General features: G+C 66.9%; 15 protein-coding genes. 12 read left to right on the forward strand and 3 right to left on the reverse strand.

Features of this window, described 5'->3' with window-relative positions:
• Positions 1-13: 13 nt before the first annotated feature.
• The gene (locus OD750_RS00795; protein ID WP_263544495.1) at positions 14-469 is read right to left on the reverse strand and encodes a MarR family winged helix-turn-helix transcriptional regulator; all 456 of its coding nucleotides are present in this window, start codon (positions 467-469) and stop codon (positions 14-16) included.
• 164 nt (positions 470-633) lie between these two features.
• On the opposite strand from OD750_RS00795, the gene hppD reads away from it, so the two are divergent.
• The 4 genes from hppD (at position 634) to maiA (ending at position 5,052) form a co-directional block, all read left to right on the forward strand.
• On the forward strand, positions 634-1,722 hold the full coding sequence (gene hppD / locus OD750_RS00800; RefSeq protein ID WP_263544496.1) for a 4-hydroxyphenylpyruvate dioxygenase: 1,089 nt from the start codon (positions 634-636) through the stop codon (positions 1,720-1,722).
• Between the two features lie 186 nt (positions 1,723-1,908).
• Complete coding sequence (gene hmgA / locus OD750_RS00805) at positions 1,909-3,204, forward strand: homogentisate 1,2-dioxygenase (protein ID WP_263544497.1); 1,296 nt, start codon at positions 1,909-1,911, stop codon at positions 3,202-3,204.
• 64 nt (positions 3,205-3,268) lie between these two features.
• On the forward strand, positions 3,269-4,303 hold the full coding sequence (locus OD750_RS00810) for a fumarylacetoacetate hydrolase family protein (RefSeq protein ID WP_263544498.1): 1,035 nt from the start codon (positions 3,269-3,271) through the stop codon (positions 4,301-4,303).
• A 77-nt stretch (positions 4,304-4,380) separates the two neighbouring features.
• Entirely contained in the window at positions 4,381-5,052 is a 672-nt protein-coding gene (gene maiA / locus OD750_RS00815) for a maleylacetoacetate isomerase (RefSeq protein WP_263544499.1), read from the forward strand.
• 42 nt (positions 5,053-5,094) lie between these two features.
• Here maiA and OD750_RS00820 read toward each other — a convergent pair whose 3' ends face one another.
• On the reverse strand, positions 5,095-8,547 hold the full coding sequence (locus OD750_RS00820; RefSeq protein WP_263544500.1) for a S8 family serine peptidase: 3,453 nt from the start codon (positions 8,545-8,547) through the stop codon (positions 5,095-5,097).
• Between the two features lie 509 nt (positions 8,548-9,056).
• Positions 9,057-10,169 (reverse strand): PilT/PilU family type 4a pilus ATPase, encoded by a 1,113-nt coding sequence (locus OD750_RS00825; protein WP_263544501.1) that lies wholly within the window; start codon positions 10,167-10,169, stop codon positions 9,057-9,059.
• A 215-nt stretch (positions 10,170-10,384) separates the two neighbouring features.
• On the opposite strand from OD750_RS00825, the gene OD750_RS00830 reads away from it, so the two are divergent.
• From OD750_RS00830 to OD750_RS00865, 8 genes are all read left to right on the forward strand, one after another.
• Positions 10,385-10,687 (forward strand): DUF4398 domain-containing protein, encoded by a 303-nt coding sequence (locus tag OD750_RS00830; RefSeq protein WP_263544502.1) that lies wholly within the window; start codon positions 10,385-10,387, stop codon positions 10,685-10,687.
• A complete protein-coding gene (locus OD750_RS00835; RefSeq protein ID WP_263544503.1) occupies positions 10,687-11,631 on the forward strand; it encodes an OmpA family protein in 945 nt (314 codons plus the stop codon). Before OD750_RS00830 ends, OD750_RS00835 begins: the two co-directional genes overlap by 1 nt.
• A gap of 287 nt (positions 11,632-11,918) precedes the next feature.
• Entirely contained in the window at positions 11,919-12,131 is a 213-nt protein-coding gene (locus OD750_RS00840) for an HP1242/YdcH family protein (RefSeq protein WP_263544504.1), read from the forward strand.
• 181 nt (positions 12,132-12,312) lie between these two features.
• A complete protein-coding gene (locus OD750_RS00845; protein ID WP_263544505.1) occupies positions 12,313-13,683 on the forward strand; it encodes a pyridoxal-phosphate dependent enzyme in 1,371 nt (456 codons plus the stop codon).
• A 13-nt stretch (positions 13,684-13,696) separates the two neighbouring features.
• On the forward strand, positions 13,697-14,734 hold the full coding sequence (locus OD750_RS00850) for a phytanoyl-CoA dioxygenase family protein (RefSeq protein WP_263544506.1): 1,038 nt from the start codon (positions 13,697-13,699) through the stop codon (positions 14,732-14,734).
• Positions 14,731-15,897, forward strand: a complete 1,167-nt coding sequence (locus tag OD750_RS00855; protein WP_263544507.1) for a cystathionine gamma-synthase — start codon at positions 14,731-14,733, stop codon at positions 15,895-15,897. Before OD750_RS00850 ends, OD750_RS00855 begins: the two co-directional genes overlap by 4 nt.
• Positions 15,898-15,929: 32 nt before the next feature.
• Positions 15,930-16,760 (forward strand): ABC transporter permease, encoded by an 831-nt coding sequence (locus OD750_RS00860; protein WP_263544508.1) that lies wholly within the window; start codon positions 15,930-15,932, stop codon positions 16,758-16,760.
• Positions 16,750-18,108 carry an ABC transporter ATP-binding protein gene (locus OD750_RS00865; protein ID WP_263544509.1) on the forward strand — a complete coding sequence of 453 codons (1,359 nt, stop codon included), beginning with the start codon at positions 16,750-16,752 and terminating at the stop codon, positions 18,106-18,108. The genes OD750_RS00860 and OD750_RS00865 overlap by 11 nt, the downstream gene beginning before the upstream one ends.
• Positions 18,109-18,113 lie beyond the last annotated feature (5 nt).

An 18,113-nucleotide genomic window follows, 5' to 3' on the forward strand; every position in this document is an offset into this window, starting at 1 on the left:
CGCCTTTCGCGTTTCAGCGGCCGAGTTCCTGCAATTCGGCCTGCCAGAGTTTTTCGAGAATGCGCGACAGCCAGCGCTGTTCGTCGGCGTCCAGATACGCCAGCAGGCGGCGTTCGTGTTCGAGCGCGAGCGGCGCGACTTCGTCGTAGATCTTCCAGCCCTTCTCGGTCAGGGTCAGCACGGACTGGCGCTTGTCGTGTTCGGCCGTGCCGCGGCGGACGCGACCGTCCTTCATCAGCTGCGCGACCGCGCGGCTGACGGCTACCTTGTCCATCGCCGTACGCTGCGCGACCTCGCGCGCGGCGATGCCGTCGTAACGGCCGAGCACGGCCAGCACGCGCCACTGCGTGATCGACAGGGCGAATCGGCTTTCGTACTCGCGCGCGATCGCCTGACTGACCGTGTTGGACAGCACCGACAGCCGGTACGGCAGGAATTGTTCGAGCTCGAGCACGTGGTGAACGGTCATGACGCGGCAAACCTTGCAAATGGTTTCAGATGAAACTATAACGTCGGCCTCGATGGCGCAAGCCGCAGGCGCGCGCCAGGTTCAGCGACGTGACGCAAGCCGCGAGGCGTGCGCCACGTTCAGCCACCAGCGGCGTGCGCCGCACAGCCAGACCGGAGCCGACCATGTCCTCGCAGCCGAACCTTGGAATGCAGCCGACGCAGTTCGAAAACCCGATGGGGATCGACGGCTTCGAGTTCGTCGAATTCGCCTCGCCCGATCCGGCCGCGCTGCACACATTGTTCCGGCGCCTCGGATTCAGCGCGATCGCGCGTCACAAGCGCAAGGCAATAACGCTGTACCGCCAGGGCGGCGTGAATTTTCTCGTCAACGAAGAACCCGATTCGTTCGCGGCCGACTTCGCCAAGGCGCATGGCCCGTGCGCGTGCGGCTTCGCGATCCGCGTGACGAAACCGGCCGCCGAGGTCGTCGAGCGCGTGGTCGCCAACGGCGGCGAGCGCCACGATGCGAAGATCGACACGCGCGCGGTCGACGCGCCGGTCGTCAAGGGCATCGGCGACTGCATGCTCTACATCGTCGACCGCTACGGCGACGCGGGCACGGTCTACGACGCCGACTACGCGCCGATCGCGGGCGCGGACCAGAACCCGAAGGGCTTCGGCCTCACGTTCATCGACCACCTCACGCACAATCTGTACTTCGGCAACATGCAGAAGTGGTCGGACTACTACGAGCGCCTGTTCAACTTCCGCGAGATCCGCTACTTCGACATCAAGGGCGTCAAGACCGGCCTCGTCTCGAAGGCGATGACCGCGCCGGACGGCGTCGTGCGCATTCCGCTGAACGAATCGTCCGATCCGAAGAGCCAGATCAACGAATACCTCGACGCGTACCACGGCGAGGGCATCCAGCACATCGCGTGCTTCACCGACACGATCTACGAAACGGTCGAAGCGATGCGCGCCGCGGGCGTCGAATTCCTCGACACGCCCGATACGTACTACGACGTGATCGACATGCGCGTGCCGGACCACGGCGAAGACGTGCCGCGCATGGCGAAGAACAAGATCCTGATCGACGCCGACAAGGAAACGCACCAGCGCAAGCTGCTGCAGATCTTCACGCAGAACGCGATCGGTCCGATCTTCTTCGAGATCATCCAGCGCAAGGGCAACGAAGGCTTCGGCGAGGGCAATTTCCAGGCGCTGTTCGAGAGCATCGAACGCGACCAGATGCGCCGCGGCGTTTTGTAGCATGATGCTGAGAAACGGGCTTCCTGCCCGTTTCTCAGTCGAACGGCGCAAGCAAAGCTTGCGCACCTTCTCCGCGGGTCAATCGCTTGCGCGATCGACCCGCGGGCGATCCATCCATGGATCGCCTCGTTATATCGGCCGCGTACGCGAACTGCGTACGCTCAGCGTTCCTACGACGATGCCGCCATGACCCTGTCCTACCAATCCGGTTTCGCCAACGAGTTCGCGAGCGAGGCGCTGGCCGGCGTGTTGCCGGTCGGCCGCAACTCGCCGCAGAAAGTGCCGTACGGCCTGTACGCCGAGCAGCTGTCGGGCACGGCGTTCACCGCGCCGCGCCACGTGAATCGCCGCAGCTGGCTGTACCGGCTGCGTCCATCGGCGGTGCACAAGCCGTTCGAACCGCTCGCGCACGCGACGTTTCACAACCGCTTCGACGAGGCGCCCGCGACGCCGAACCAGCTGCGCTGGGATCCGCGCGCGCTGCCGGCCGCCCCGACCGACTTCGTCGACGGCCTGTACACGATGGCCGGCAACGGCGGCGCCGCGGCGCAGCATGGCGTCGGCATCCACGTCTACGGCGCGAACCGGTCGATGGAAAACCGGTTCTTCTACGACGCCGACGGCGAGCTCCTGATCGTGCCGCAGCAGGGGCGCCTCTCCATCGCCACCGAATTCGGCGTGCTCGAACTCGAACCGCAGGAGATCGCGCTGATTCCGCGCGGCGTGCGTTTTCGCGTCGAGCTCGTCGACGGCGTCGCGCGCGGCTACGTCTGCGAGAATTTCGGCGCGATGCTGCGCCTGCCGGATCTCGGTCCGATCGGATCGAACGGCCTCGCGAACGCGCGCGATTTCCTGACGCCCGTCGCCGCGTACGAAGACCGCGAAGGCGACTTCGAACTCGTCGCGAAATTCCAGGGCGGCCTGTGGCGCGCCGACATCGGCCATTCGCCGCTCGATGTCGTCGGCTGGCACGGCAACTATGTGCCGTGCAAGTACGACCTGCGCCGCTTCAACACGATCGGGTCGATCAGCTACGACCACCCCGATCCGTCGATCTTCACGGTGCTGACGTCGCCGTCGGATACGCCGGGCACGGCGAACCTCGATTTCGTGATCTTTCCGCCGCGCTGGCTCGTGGCCGAAGACACCTTCCGCCCGCCGTGGTTCCATCGCAACATCGCGAGCGAGTTCATGGGCCTCGTGCACGGCGTGTACGACGCGAAGGCCGGCGGCTTCTCGCCGGGCGGCGCGAGCCTGCACAATGCGATGAGCGGCCACGGCCCGGACGCGGCGAGCTTCGACAAGGCCACGCGCGCGGACGTGAGCAAGCCCGACCATATCGTCGACACGATGGCTTTCATGTTCGAGACGCGCGCGGTGATCCGCCCGACGGCGCAGGCGCTGGCCGCGTCCGAGCTGCAGGCGCATTACTACGAGTGCTGGCAGGGCCTGAAGAAGACGTTCGATCCCGCGAAGCCTTGATCGGCCGGCGTATCGCCGCCAGTAAAATCAGAACGACACGCCACCGCCGCAACGGAAGACGACGATGAAACTGGGTACCTTGAAGGAAGGCGGCCGCGACGGCACGCTGATCGTGGTGAGCCGCGACCTGTCGCATGCGATCAAGGCGCAGGGCATCGCCTCGACGCTGCAGCAGGCGCTGGAAGACTGGTCGACGATGGCGCCGCGCCTGAACGCGCTGTACGAACAGCTCAACGACGCGGTCGCCGCGAACGAGACGACCGGATCGGCGCAGCGCGTCGGCGGCGCCACCGACTACGCGACCGGCATCTTTCCGCTCGATCCGCACGCGCTCGCCGCGCCGTTGCCGCGCGCCTACGAATTCGTCGATGGCAGCGCGTACCTGCCGCACGTCGAACGCGTGCGCCGCGCACGCGGCGCGGAAGTGCCGGCGACGTTCTACACCGATCCCTTGATGTACCAGGCCACGAGCGCCGGCTTCTACGGACCGCGCGATCCGGTCGTCGTGCCGAGCGAGGCTTACGGCATCGATCTCGAAGCCGAACTCGTGGTGATCACCGACGACGTGCCGATGGCGGTGACGCCCGAAGCGGCGGCGTCGCACATCCAGCTGATCGGCCTCGTCAACGACGTGAGCCTGCGCAACCTCATTCCCGACGAGCTCGCGAAAGGTTTCGGCTTCCTGCAGTCGAAGCCGCGTTCGGCGCTCTCGCCGGTGTTCGTCACGCCGGACGAACTCGGCGAAGTGTGGAAAGATTCCAAGGTGCACCTGCCGCTGCTGACGCATCTGAACGGCGAGTGGTTCGGTGCGCCGGAGGCGGGCGTCGACATGCAGTTCAACTTCGCGCAGCTCGTCGCGCACGCGGCGAAGACGCGTCCGCTGTCGGCCGGAACGATCGTCGGCTCGGGCACGATCGCCAATCAGGATACGTCGACCGGCGCGTCGTGCCTGGCCGAACGGCGCGTCGTCGAAACGCTGCGCGACGGCAAGCCGTCGACGCCGTTCATGCGCTTCGGCGATACGATTCGCATCGAGATGCTCGACGTCGACGGCCGCTCGGTCTTCGGCGCGATCGAGCAGACGATGAAAGCGCTGTAACGCTCTTGCGCCGCGTCGCGCCGGGGTACACATTGCGCGCAGGGCGCCGCACCGGCGCCTGACAGGGAGGATCGGCGATGTCGGCGGAAGGCGGATTGCGACTCTACGGCTACTGGCGCTCGAGCGCGGCGTATCGCGTGCGTATCGCGCTCAATCTCAAGGGGCTGCCGTACGAAACGGTGCCCGTGCACCTCGTCAACAACGGCGGCGAGCAGCACGCCGAAGCCTACCGGCGGCTCAATCCGCAGGAGCTGATACCGGTGCTGCAGGACGGCGGGCGCATCGTGCGCCAGTCGATGGCGATCGTGGAATATCTCGACGAGGCCTACGAGGGCCATTGCAAGCTGCTGCCGACGCCGGCGCGCGACCGTGCCCGCGTGCGCGCGCTGGCACAGATCGTCGCTTGCGACGTGCATCCGCTCAACAACCTGCGCGTGCTGCAGTATCTCGAACGCGAGTTCAACGTGCCGCCGGTCGAGCGCGAGCGCTGGTCGCGGCACTGGATCGTCGAGGGGTTCAGGGCGTTCGAGGAACTCCTGGCCGAAAACCCGTCGACCGGCCAGTTCTGCGAGGGCGACGATCCCTCGCTCGCCGACGTGTGCCTGATCCCGCAGGTGTACAACGCGCGCCGTTGGGACGTCGATCTGTCGCCGTTTCCGACGATACAGCGCATCGACGAACACTGCCGCAAGCTGCCGGCGTTCGCCGACGCGCGGCCCGAGGCGCAGCCGGACGCCCCGCCGGTTTGATCGTGCCGGGGAAGCCGCCTCGCGCGGCTTCCCCGGGTTTCTTCACGGTTGCTCGAAGCCGTTCTTGAAGATCACGTCCGCTCGGATCGTCGGCAGCAGGCACAGCGATTTGATCGCGCCGCTGTCTGCCGGTTGTGCGTCGCTGACGAGCACGTCGTAGGTGCCGCCGGCTTCGACGCCGTCGAACGCCGACAGCGGCTGGCTCGGCGTGTATCGGCCGCCGGGCGGCGCATACGCGGCATCGCCGTTCTGGCAGTCGGCCTCGGCGGCGCCGGCGGTGCCTTCGTCGTCGAACACGAGGTCGGCGTTGTTGCCCATGCAGCCGTAGTTGTCGTCGGGCACTCCGGGCCGGTCGAGCAGCGTCGCGCTCGTTGCGCCCTTGCTCAGGCGCACGGTCAGGTCGCCGGTCCACGTATGGTCCGTCGAGAACGCCACGTCGAGATCGCCGATGGCGCCGAGCGCCGGTACCGTGATCTGCACGGTCGTGCCGGCGGCATCGTTGTCGGGAATCGGCGTGCCGGGCGTTGCGCAGAAGCGTGGTTCGGTGGTGAACGTGAATGCGGTCGCGTTCGCGCCCGCGCCGCAGTGATTGTTCGCGCGCACGCGCCAGTGATACGTCGTCTGGCCGGCCAGCACGGGGGCAACGGTGTAGCTCGTGCCCGTCACCGTGGCGGTGCGGTCGATGCTGCCGAACGCCGGATCGTCGTCGATCTCGACCGTGTAGCTCACGGCACCCGCCGACGCGCTCCAGTTCAGTGTCGGCGATACGACGACGTTCGTCGCGTCGTCGGCCGGGGCCGTGGGCGTCGGAGCGGGCGACACCTGCGGGCTGTAGCGCAGCCTGAGATGGCCGTCGTTCGCGTGCGTCGCATCCTGGCCCCGGATCACGATCGGATGGTCGCCGGCGACGAGCGACGTGCCTGCCGTCAGCGAGAACGCGCTCGTGAACGGCACGGCGCCGGCGCCGATGCTGAACGACGAGGTGCTGCCGGCCGGTATGGTCGTCGCGCTCAACGCGACGTTGCCGGTGTAGCCGCTGATCGCGCCGATCTCGATCGGCCAGGTCGCGGTGCCGGGACCGCAGAGCGCCTGCGTCGGATTCGACGCGGCGACGTAGAAATCCGGATCCTGCGTGCAGTTGTAGCAGACGAGCGCGAAATCCTGGTCGGTCGCGTCCGCGTTGCCCGGCACGCCATCGCCGCCGATCTGGGTGCCGACGACGCTGACCTTGATCGAACCGCTCGTGCCGGGCGGCAGGAACACCGCCTCGGTGTTGTTGGCCGCATCGGCCGCGCCGCCGGCCGGATCGCTCCACTGGCCGTTGAACCGGTTGCCGATGTACGTGACGCCGCCGACCGTCACGGCCAGGTCGAGGTCGTTGACCTGCGGCGCTGCGGAATCCACGGCGCCCGGCGCATCGGTCCACGTCAGCACGATGCGCACCGGCTTGCTGCCGTCGGCGACCCCGCCGCGCAGCTCGTACGCCGCGCCGGTATCGGCGAGCGTCTGCGTCTGGTCGACCAGCACGCGTGCGGGCGTCGCGGCAAACGCGGCGCCGAGGTTCGGCATGCCGAAGCCCTGCGCGAACGACGGCAGCGTGTCGTTCGCGTCGACGCCGGTCAGGTAGGTCGGGTGCGCGATCAGATAGCTCTTGAGCAGTGCCGGGCTCGGCGCCGGCCGGGCATGGTTCGTCTGCAGATGGCGATAGACGAGGCTCGCCGCGCCGGCAACCGCGGGCGTCGAATGGCTGGTGCCGCTCGACCCGGCGACCGCGGTCTGCCCGCTCGGGCGGTACTTGTCGCACACGCCCGCGCCGGAATAGCCCGCTGCGACGCTGGCGCTGCCCTGGATGTGCGTGCCCGGCGCGACGATCTCGGGCTTGGCGCGGCCGCCGACGGCCGGGCCGCGCGACGAGAAGCCGGCCATGTCCATCGCGTTGTCGGCGTCGGCCGGTCCGCTCCCGCAACCGTCCGTCCAGGCGCCGTCCTCGTCGGACGGGCGCGGGTTTTCGGACGCGCCGACCGTCAGTACGTTCTTGGCATTGCCCGGCGAAGAAACCGTATTGGCTCGGGGGCCGGAATTGCCTGCGGCGAAGATGATCGCCAGCGACTGGTTGCCCGCCGCGGCCGGATCGGCGTCGCGCACGCCGACGTCGTAGGCGCGCGACGCCGCATCGTACGCGGTGACGGGTATGCCGAAGAACGTATAGCCCCACGAATTGCTCGAGATGCCGACGTTCTGCGCGAACTGTGTCGTGATCAGTCCTTCGTCGCCGGTACCGCAAAGGCCCGAACTTCCGGAGCCGAAGATCTGGAAATTGGCCAGGCGCGCGAAAGGATTGATGCCTTCGCGACGTCGGAAACCGTCCGGATCGCGGTACGGAAAGCCGGTCCGGTCGTCGTAGCCGCCGGCGATCGATGCGTTGATGTTGCCGTGGCCGTCGACGCCCGCGGCGACCGCCGTCGTGCAGCTGACCGCGTAGGTCACGCGCGAGTCGATGCCGGCGCCGTTCGTCGTGAAGTTCGCATCGCCGGCGCCGGCCGCCGCCGTGCCGTTGCCGATGCCGTCGTCGACGATCGATACGACCGGGTAGTCGGCCGGATTCGTCGAGAATCCGAAGCCGGTCAACCACGCCAGATACCCCGGCGCCGAAGGCCCGCTCTGCGCCGGGTTGAGGTTGCCGGCGACGATCTGCGTCTGCTTCTCGTCGAGGCGGCGCTTGACGCCGGCCGGTTCGACGGCGAGGACGTCGCCGAGTGCCGCGATCTCGCCGACGCGCGCGAGCGGCACGTCGACTTCACGCGCCAGCATGCCGCGCAGGTTCGACCAGCCGCGCTTCGTCCGGTCGCCGTCGAGACCCGCGATGAAGTTCTGCGTCGGCGTCACGCCGGCGTGATCGGCCACGACGACGGTGATTCGCGCGCGGTCGTCCGGACGTTCGGCGGCGAGGCGTGCCAGCGTCGGGGCGATTTTCTGCTGCGCGCGCAGGGGCGCCGAGTAGCGCAGCGGTACGCCGCGCCCGGCGAGATCGGCGAGCGCGCGGCCGGCAGCCGCGTCGCCGACGACGAGATACGCGTTGTGGTTGACGTATTGCAGCGGTACGGCACCGGTCGAGCGAACCTTGTCGAGCCACGCGTCGGTGACCGGGCCGACGAACTGGACGACGAATACGGAGGTTCCCGCCGGCGCCGGTGCATGCGTGTCGGCCGCGCCGGGAACGAACGCGCCGCCCGGCAGCGCGATGCTGCGGTCGGACAGCGATGCCGTTGCGCGTAGCGTTCCGGCCGCGATGCGCGCGCGCTGGTCGGCATCGATACGCCACAGCGCGAACGGACCGTAGTCGTGCACGAGCGTGTCGCCGCGGGTGCCTTTGGGCAGCAGCGCGTAGTCGGCGTCGAACTGCGGCGAGACGCCGATCTGCGCCATGGTGGCAGGTGCGGCGAGCGCGAGCATCGAAGCAAGAAACAGTCGGGTGCGAACGGGCGGTTTTCTCACGACGATTCTCCGGGCGAGTCTATCCGGCGACGAATCGGGACCGATTCATGCGTTGACGGATACGAGGGGCTGAGCGAACGTCACTCTAACGACGCGAGACGATGAAGATCAACGTAAAAATTCACCGTACGGAACGATTTGAAAATTCTGTTCAGTACAGAATGGCGCATCGTTGCGCGGGGGCGGTGGCGTGCGCATTCACCGATCGCGGGCCGGCGGGCGGCGCGGCCGGAAAACCGCGGCATGCCGTCGCCGGTGATGTCGCGGCTCGTTGCGGCCGCTACGAGCGCGTCGTCCGGTGCCGGATGGCAGCCGGACCGGCCGTGTGCTGTTCACGGCGCCGTCGATGTGCCATGACGCGAAGCAGGCCCGACGGCTCGATACCGTTTCTTCGGGGGCGATATTCCCGCGAGCGACACGGGCACCGATCCGTGCTCGTGTCGGCAAGCGAGTGCCCGGCCCGGCGGGAACGTACCGGCTTTCGATGTAAGCGTGCGGTTAAGCGCGCGTCAGAATGCCGACATGTTGAACGGATCGTGCTCGGCGTTCGAATTGTCGCCGCCGCCTTCGGCGAGGCGGATCTTGAGCGCGAGGCCGTCGCGAGAATCGGCCTTGGTCAGCGCTTCTTCGAGTTCGATCTTGCCTTCCTTGTACAGCCGGTACAGCGCCTGGTCGAACGTCTGCATGCCTTCCTGCAGGCTGCGGTCCATCGCTTCCTTGATTTCGTGCACCTGGCCGCGGCGCATGAGGTCGCGGATATGCGGCGTATTGATCAGGATTTCGACCGCCGGCAGGCGGCGGCCGTCCTTGCCGACCACGAGGCGCTGCGAGATCACGGCCTTCAGGTTCAGCGCGAGGTTCATCAGGATGTTCTTGTGCGCCGACTCGGGGAAGAAGTTGAGGATGCGCTCGATCGTCTGGTCGGCGTTGTTCGAGTGCAGCGTCGCAAGACAGATGTGGCCGGTTTCGGAGAAAGCGATCGCCGCTTCCATCGTGTCGATGTCGCGGATTTCGCCGATCATGATGACGTCGGGCGCTTCGCGCATCGCGTTCTTGAGCGCCTCGTGATAGCTGTGCGTATCGAGGCCCACTTCGCGCTGGTTGACGATCGACTTCTTGTGCCGGTGCAGGTACTCGATCGGGTCTTCGATGGTGAGGATATGGCCCGACTGGCTCGAATTGCGGTGGTCGATCATCGCGGCGAGCGTGGTCGACTTGCCCGAGCCGGTGGCGCCGACGACCAGGATCAGGCCGCGCGGCTCCATGATGATGTCTTTGAAAATCTGCGGCAGTTTCAAGGCGTCGACCGTCGGGATCTCGCTCTTGATCGCGCGGATGACCATGCCGACTTCGCCGCGCTGCTTGAACACGTTGATGCGGAAGCGGCCGGCGTCCTTGACCGCGATCGCCATGTTGAGCTCCAGATCGCGTTCGAACTGCGGCACCTGGCCCTCGTCCATCAGCGAATAGGCGATCTTCTTGACCATGCCGCCGGGCAGGCCCGTGTTGCCGAGCGGGTAGAGGCGCCCCTCGACCTTGATGTTCACCGGAGCGCCGGTCGTCAGGAACATGTCCGACGCGCCTTTCTCGGTCATGAGTTTGAGGAAATAGCCAATATCCATCGCTCGACTCGCTGCTGTTGACGGCGCCGTACGGCTGCCGTGTCCGGAATGTGCGCTGCAACGTTGCAACGATCATGCCGGCTTCCGACAATAGCGCGGCATTCCTGCAGCGCCGATGACGCGGAGTTATGACACCAACGCCGGCAAAAATCCACGCGGTCTGTCTGTTTTTGGCGTTGTTTTGCGCCAATGCCGGAGCGGCTTCCCGCAACGCGATGCCCGACGTCGACGGCGCGGTTCGCGCGCTCGCGCTCGCCACCGAGTCGGGCGCCGCGACGTATGCGCCGCTCGAACTGCGCTTTGCGACCGAACAGCTCGACCAGGCGCGCGCCGCGATCGCCGGCGGGGATGCGAAGCAGGCCCGCCTCCTGATCGACCGCGCCGCCGCGAACGGCGACCTGGCCCTCGCCAAGGCGCGCCTGGGGCGCGTGCGCGAGGACAGCCGCGCCAAGGCTGCGCAGATCGCCGAACTCAAGGCCCGGCTCGGCGTCGCGCCGGCCGCGGGCGAGCGCCCGTGATGCCGTGGCGGTACACCCTGGTCGCGGCGGCGTCGCTGCTCGCCGCGTGCGGATCGGCGCCCAGGCGCGATCTCGACTACGACCGCATGCAGGCGCGGCTCGACGAACTGGCCGCCGATCCGCAGCTGTCGAAGTACGCGACCGCCGAGCGCGCGTTCGCCGAAACGATGCTGCGCCGTCTCGACGTCGCCGGCGGCAAGGAGCACGAACAGCTCGTGTACCTCGCCGAGCGCCGCGTCGATATCGCCTACATCGCCGCACAGACCGCGCTGGAAGCCGACGAACTGGCGCGACTGGAACGCGAACAGGCCGCGTTGCTGCTCGACGCGAGCCGCCGCGAAACCGAAGCTGCGCGCGAAGAGCTCGATCGTCAGAGGCGCCAGGAGCTCGCGCGGCTGGAAGAAGCGCAGCGCGCGGCGCAGGTACAGGTCCCGGTGCCGCCTGCGGTCGGGGCCGGGCTTCCGCCGGAAACCGCCGCGCCGCCTGTCGAATCCGTCCCGCCGGCGCAGGCGTCGGCGCCCGCCGCGGCGACGCTGGCCGAGCGGCTCGCCGCGATCGCGCCGGAGCTCGGACCGCGCGGCGCGCAGATGACGCTCGAAGATCTCGCGTTCGAGCCGGGCCGCGCGACGCTGCGCGCCGACGCCGGCGTCGGCATCGATCGCATGCTGGTTTTCGTCGAGCGCGACGCGCACAAGACCATACGCATCGAAGGCCACACCGACGCGACCGGCAGCGTCGAGGCGAACCGCGACCTGTCGCTGCGCCGCGCCGAAGCGGTGCGCGACGCGCTCGTCGCGCGCGGCATTCCGACCGAGCGCATCCGCGTCTACGGCCTGGGCGAAGGCGAGCCGCTGGCGCCGAACGAGGACGCCGAAGGGCGTGCGCTCAACCGTCGCGTCGTCGTCATTCTCGAAGCGGCCGACAAGACGCCCGGTGGCGTTTAATGTTTTGATAACGAAAGAGATTTCATTCGCGTTTGCGTCGCTCCCGGCAAAGGAGTAGGGTCGGATCGCGGTCGTCGGGCGCATCGTCCCGGCGGACGCGCGACCCATGCAGAAAGCGCATCGACGAGATACGAGGCCCCACTTTCCGCCGCCGCAGCACGGCGGGCGGGGCCGCTTGATGTCGCCAAACCCGCATCCCTTCGAATCCCGGCACGTTTGCTCCGCCTGCGCCCCTTCGGCGCGGACGGCTTGCGCGTGCGTCTCACGCTGAAAGAGGAGAATGGCCGATGTTCGAGAACCACCAGAAATCCGAGATTGACGCCTTGATGAAGGCCAATACCGAATTCCGCAGCCTGTACCAGCGGCACCAGGAGCTGGACAGCAAGCTGCGCGACGCCGATCTCGGCGTGCTGCCGATGGACGACACGCAGTTGCACACGTTGAAGAAAGAAAAGCTCTGGGCGAAAGACCGCCTGCTGCACATGTGGGAACACCGCTGACCCGGCACGCGAGTCGCGTCGCCCCGCTTTCGCGCAACCCGAAGCACTCCGGCCGGCGCCATGCGCCGCAGAACGTCCCCTGATCCTCCGGTCCGCGTCGCGCGGCCGGAGGAGCCTCGGTTATCATCCCGCCCCTGACTATTGACCGCGCCTTGCTTCGGGTGCGTACGGCGGGAGCCACATGACCATCCACAACAGCGTGCTCGAACTCATCGGTCGCACTCCGATGATCAAGGCGCAGCGGCTCGACACGGGTTGCTGCGAGTTGTTCCTGAAGCTCGAAAGCATGAACCCCGGCGGTTCGATCAAGGACCGCATCGGCCTGTCGATGATCGAAGCGGCCGAACGCGAAGGGCGCATCAGGCCCGGCGATACGCTCGTTGAAGGCACCGCCGGCAACACCGGCATCGGCCTTGCGCTGGTCGCGCAGCAAAAAGGTTACAAGCTGATACTCGTCGTGCCCGACAAGATGAGCCGCGAGAAAATCTTCAATCTCAAGGCGATGGGCGCGGAAGTCGTGCTGACGCGGTCGGACGTGGCCAAGGGCCATCCGCAGTACTACCAGGACATGGCCGAACGCCTCGCGCAGGAAACGCCGGGCGCGTTCTTCATCAACCAGTTCGGCAATCCGTCGAACCCGCTCGCGCACTACGCGGGCACGGGGCCGGAAATCCTCGAACAGATGGGCGGTTCGTTCGACGCGATCGTGTTCGGCTGCGGGTCGTCCGGCACGATGACGGGCCTGTCGAAGTTCTTCGCCGAAAAGGCGCCGAACGTGGAGCTGATCCTGGCCGACCCGGTCGGCTCGATCCTCACGCAGTACATCAACGAAGGCACGCTGTCGACGAAGAGCGCGTCGTGGATGGTCGAGGGCATCGGCGAAGATTTCCTGCCGACGATCAGCGATTTTTCGCGCGTGAAGAAGGCCTACGCGATCAGCGACAAGGAAAGCTTCCTGACCGGCCGCGAGCTGCTCGAGAAGGAAGGCATCCTGGGCGGCTCGTCGAGCGGTACGCTGCTGGCCGCGGCGCTGCGCTACTGCCGCGAGCAGACCACGCCCAAGCGCGTCGTCGTGTTCGTCTGCGACACGGGCAACAAGTACCTGTCGAAGATGTACAACGACTACTGGATGCTCGACAACGGCTTTCTCGAGCGCGAGCACTTCGGCGACCTGCGCGACCTCATCATGCGTCCGTACGCGGCGCACGACACCGTCGTGATCGGCCCCAACGACCCGCTGACGATGGCGTACCAGCGCATGAAGCTGTACGAGATCTCGCAGCTGCCCGTGATGGACGGCGAGAAGATCGTCGGCATCGTCGACGAATCGGACGTACTGCTGCACGTGCACGCCGACGAGTCGCGCTTCCGCGATCCGGTGTCGACCGCGATGGTCTCCAAGCTCGACGTGCTCGACGTGCGCTCGACCATCGAAGCGCTGCTGCCGGTGTTCGATCGCGGCCACATCGCGATCGTCATGGACGGCGACCGGTTCCTCGGCCTCATTACCCGCATCGATCTCCTCAACTACCTGCGCCGCCGCGTGCAATAACGAGAATCGCTCTATGAAATTCCCTGCAGTTTCGCTCGATCCGCCCGTGGATTTGCGAAAAATCCACGTTTTTCGCACGGAGAATTTTCCGCAGTCGCCGAATATTCCGTGGCTGGACCGGCCCGACTGGGCCGAGCAGGTCGACGCGCGCGTGGCTGCCGGAACGCTGACCGAAGAGCAGGCCGGCTGGTGCCGCCAGTGGGCCGAGCAGGGTTACCTCATACTGCCGCGCTTTTTCGACGAAGAACTGCTCGACCGCGCCTGGAGCGACTACGAGGCGCACATCGCTGCCGGCCAGTTGATGCCGCTCGAGGACTATGCGCTCAGCGTGGAAAGTCCGCTGCCGGGCCGGGTGCTCAATCCCCACTTCAAGGTTCAGGGGTTCGACGAAATCCTGCGTCACGCGGGCGCCTGCGACATCGTCTCGCTGCTGCTCGGTGCCGAGTCGATGCCGTTCCAGACCATCTCGGGGCACAAGGGCTCCGAGCAGGGCGCGCACTCCGATTCGATCCACATGACGACGTATCCGCAGGGCTATCTCGTCGCCAACTGGATCGCGTTCGAAGACATCGACCCCGATTCCGGACCGCTGCAGTTCTATCCGGGCAGTCACCGCCTGCCTTACTCCTACGCGCGCGAATGCGGCATCTCGCTGGACGAGGGGCGTGTCGGCTACGGCGCTTATCACGCCAAATACGAGCCGCACGTGCAGTCGGTAATCCGCGACAACGGCCTGGAGCAGCACTTCTTCCACGCGTCCAAGGGCGACGTGCTGTTCTGGCACGCCAACCTGCTGCACGGTGGTTCGCGCATCCGCAGCGCAGAGCTGTCGCGGCGCGCGCTCGTATGCCACTACTTCGCGGCCGGCTGCCTGTGCTATCACGACTACACGGGCACGCCGAGCCATCTGTTGAAGCTGCCATTTCTCGATCGCGAGGACTTCGACGCGGACGCCTATCTGCGCTTTCATCCCGACGTCGCCGCGGCCGGCGCCGATCCTTACCAGCACTACGTCAATCACGGTTACCGCGAAGGAAGACGAGTTCGATGAGCGCCGACAAGCAATCAGGCCTGGGCACCCGTGCGATCCATGCGGGCCAGTCGCCCGACCCGACCACGGGCGCGGTGATGACGCCGATCTACGCGACGTCCACCTACGCGCAGGCGAGTCCCGGCGTGCACCAGGGTTTCGAGTATTCGCGCTCGCACAATCCGACGCGCTTCGCCTACGAGCGCTGCGTCGCCGACCTTGAAAGCGGCACGCACGGCTACGCGTTCGCGTCCGGACTCGCGGCGACGTCGACCGTGCTCGACGTGCTCGACTCGGGCGACCACGTCATCGCGATGGACGACGTCTACGGCGGCACCTATCGCCTGTTCGAGCGCGTGCGCCGCCGCTCGGCCGGTCTCGATTTCAGCTGGGTCGACCTCAACGACACCGCCGCGCTGGAAGCCGCCGTGCGTCCGAACACGAAGCTGATCTGGATCGAGACGCCGACCAATCCGCTGTTGAAAATCGTCGACATCGCGCAAATCGTCGAGTTCGCGCGCAAGCGCGGCATCCGCGTCGGCGTCGACAATACGTTCGCGACCCCGATGCTGCAGCGGCCGCTCGAACTCGGCGCGAACCTCGTCATGCACTCGGCGACGAAGTACCTCAACGGCCATTCCGACATCGTCGGCGGCATGATCGTCGTCGGCGACGACGCCGAACTCGCCGAGAAGATGACGTTCCTGCAGAACGCCGTCGGCGGCGTGCAGGGGCCGTTCGACAGTTTTCTCGCGCTGCGCGGCCTGAAGACGCTGCACCTGCGCATGCGCGCGCACTGCGATTCGGCACTCGATCTCGCGCAGTGGCTGGATTCGCATCCCAAAGTGGAAAAGGTGATTTATCCGGGCCTTGCTTCGCATCCGCAGCACGCGCTCGCCAAACGCCAGATGGCGGGCTTCGGCGGCATGGTCAGCATCTACGTCAAGGGCGGCTTCGACGGCGCGCGGCGCATGATGGAGCGTTGCAGGCTGTTCGCGGTCGCCGAGTCGCTCGGCGGCGTCGAAAGCCTCGTCAACCATCCGGCCGTGATGACGCATGCGTCGGTGCCGGCGGAAAATCGCGCGCGCCTCGGCATCCACGACAACCTCGTGCGGCTGTCGGTCGGCGTCGAGGACGTCGAGGATCTTCGCGCCGAACTCGACGACGCGCTCGCGGCGGCCTGAACTGCGATGTCGTTCCCCTGGCGACATCGCGAATGACGAATCCGACGCAGAACCCGGCCGCATTCCTCGCCGAGCCGTTCTCGGCTTTCGGCCGGCACCGTTCGCTGACGTGGGAACTGGCCAAGCGCGACGTGCTCGGCCGCTACCGCGGCGCGAGCTTCGGTCTCCTGTGGTCGGTGTTGAGTCCGTTCCTGATGCTGATCGTCTACACGGTCGCGTTCGGTACGATCCTCAAGAGCCGCTGGCCGCAGCAGGTGGAAGGCGGCGTCGATTTCGCGCTGATTCTCTTCGTCGGACTGATCGTGCACGGCTTCTTCGCCGAATGCCTGTCGCGCGCGCCGAATCTCGTCGTCGGCAATCCGAGCTACGTGAAGCGTGTGGTGTTTCCGCTCGAAATTCTGCCGTGGCCGATGCTGCTGTCGGCGTATTTCCACGCGCTCGTCAACGCGCTGGTGTTCGTGCTGCTGCATCTGGTCCGCTTCGGCCCGCCGCCGTGGACCGTCGTGCTGTTTCCGCTCGTACTGCTGCCGCTGGCGCTGCTGTGCGCCGGCGTCGGCTGGCTGTTCGCGTCGCTTGGCGCGTACCTGCGCGATATCAGCCAGATCACCGGCGTGCTCGCCACGGCGATGCTGTTTCTGTCTTCGGCGATCGTTCCGCTCGACGGTCTGTCGCCGGCCACAAGGGCCGTGTTCGACGCGAATCCGCTGACGTTCATCATCGAGCAGTCGCGCGCGGTCGCGCTGTGGGGCCAGATGCCCGATTGGAACGGCCTTGCGCTGTATTCGCTGGTCTGCCTCGCGTTCTGCTACGTCGCTTACGCGTGGTTTCGCGCGACGCGTCCGGGGTTCGCCGATGTCCTCTGACGTCGCGATCCGCATCGAAGGCGTCAGCAAGGCGTTCGCGATCTACGAGCGACCGCACCACCGGCTGATGCAGCAGCTGCTGCCGAACGCGCAGCGCGCCTGGTATCGCGAATTCCACGCGCTGCGCGATATCAGCTTCGAGGTCGGCCGCGGCGAAACCGTGGGCATCGTCGGCCGCAACGGTTCGGGCAAGTCGACGCTGCTGCAGATCATCTGCGGCACGCTGTCGCCGTCGGCCGGGTCGGCCGACGTGCGCGGCCGCATCGCCGCGCTGCTCGAACTCGGCGCCGGATTCAATCCCGATTTCACCGGCCGCGAAAACGTCTACCTCAACGGCACGGTGCTCGGCCTGTCGCGCGCGCAGATCGAACGACGCTTCGACGACATCGCGGCATTCGCCGATATCGGCGACTTCATCGAACAGCCGGTCAAGAGCTATTCGAGCGGCATGTACGTGCGCCTGGCGTTCGCCGTCGCGATCAACGTATCGCCGGAGATCCTCGTCGTCGACGAGGCGCTGTCGGTCGGCGACGAGGCGTTTCAGCGCAAGTGCTTTTCGCGCATCCAGCGCATGCGCGACGACGGCGTCACCGTATTGTTCGTGTCGCATTCGGCCGGCCACGTGATCGAGCTGTGCGACCGCGCGCTCCTGCTCGACCGCGGCGAGATGCTGCTCGCCGGCGCGCCGCGTCACGTGATTGCGCGTTATCACAAGCTGGCGTTCGCGCCGGCCGATCTCGTGGACGCCGTGCGCGAACAGATTCGCAGCGACGCCGACGGCATCGCGCCGGAATCCGCGTCCGATCCCGCGCACGGCGCCGCGGTCGACGACAGCGAATTCGACCCCGACATGAAGCCGATGAGCACGGTCTCGTATCCGTCACGCGGCGCGCGCATCGTCGATGCGCACGTGCAGACGCTGTCGGGCCGCCGCGTCAACGTCCTGCGCGCCGGGGCGACCTACGTCTACACCTATCGGGTCGCGTTCGAGACTAACGCGTATCGAGCACGTTGCGGCATGCTGATCAAAACCGTCAGCGGCCTGGAGCTTGCCGGCGCCGTCAGCGCGACCTGGGAAAACGCGGTCGAGCGCGTCGAGGCGGGCGACGAGTTCGAAGCGCGCTTCGAATTTCGTTGTCTGCTGGCGCCCGGCACGTACTTTCTCAATGCCGGCGTACAAGGACAGATCGACGGCGCCGAGGCCTATCTGGATCGGCAGGTGGACGTCGCGATGTTCCGCGTCATGCCGGAAGCGGGGCGGCTTGCGACGGCCTGGGTCGACCTGGATGTGCGGGCGTCGGTGGACGGCACCGATGCTGCGCGTCGGAGCGGACCGCCGCCGGGCTGACGGCG

It is taken from the genome of Tahibacter soli (genome assembly GCF_025717065.2).
Lineage (GTDB): Bacteria > Pseudomonadota > Gammaproteobacteria > Xanthomonadales > Rhodanobacteraceae > Tahibacter > Tahibacter soli.

Excerpts from the sequence above, each read along its gene's own strand:
- OD750_RS00845 (WP_263544505.1), top strand. The coding sequence starts at position 12,313 with ATGACCATCCACAACAGCGTGCTCGAACTCATCGGTCGCACTCCGATG.
- OD750_RS00860 (WP_263544508.1), top strand. The coding sequence starts at position 15,930 with ATGACGAATCCGACGCAGAACCCGGCCGCATTCCTCGCCGAGCCGTTC.
- hppD (WP_263544496.1), top strand. The coding sequence starts at position 634 with ATGTCCTCGCAGCCGAACCTTGGAATGCAGCCGACGCAGTTCGAAAAC.
- OD750_RS00865 (WP_263544509.1), top strand. The coding sequence starts at position 16,750 with ATGTCCTCTGACGTCGCGATCCGCATCGAAGGCGTCAGCAAGGCGTTC.
- maiA (WP_263544499.1), top strand. The coding sequence starts at position 4,381 with ATGTCGGCGGAAGGCGGATTGCGACTCTACGGCTACTGGCGCTCGAGC.
- OD750_RS00825 (WP_263544501.1), bottom strand. The coding sequence starts at position 10,169 with ATGGATATTGGCTATTTCCTCAAACTCATGACCGAGAAAGGCGCGTCG.
- OD750_RS00830 (WP_263544502.1), top strand. The coding sequence starts at position 10,385 with ATGCCCGACGTCGACGGCGCGGTTCGCGCGCTCGCGCTCGCCACCGAG.
- OD750_RS00850 (WP_263544506.1), top strand. The coding sequence starts at position 13,697 with ATGAAATTCCCTGCAGTTTCGCTCGATCCGCCCGTGGATTTGCGAAAA.
- OD750_RS00835 (WP_263544503.1), top strand. The coding sequence starts at position 10,687 with ATGCCGTGGCGGTACACCCTGGTCGCGGCGGCGTCGCTGCTCGCCGCG.
- OD750_RS00795 (WP_263544495.1), bottom strand. The coding sequence starts at position 469 with ATGACCGTTCACCACGTGCTCGAGCTCGAACAATTCCTGCCGTACCGG.
- OD750_RS00855 (WP_263544507.1), top strand. The coding sequence starts at position 14,731 with ATGAGCGCCGACAAGCAATCAGGCCTGGGCACCCGTGCGATCCATGCG.
- hmgA (WP_263544497.1), top strand. The coding sequence starts at position 1,909 with ATGACCCTGTCCTACCAATCCGGTTTCGCCAACGAGTTCGCGAGCGAG.
- OD750_RS00840 (WP_263544504.1), top strand. The coding sequence starts at position 11,919 with ATGTTCGAGAACCACCAGAAATCCGAGATTGACGCCTTGATGAAGGCC.
- OD750_RS00810 (WP_263544498.1), top strand. The coding sequence starts at position 3,269 with ATGAAACTGGGTACCTTGAAGGAAGGCGGCCGCGACGGCACGCTGATC.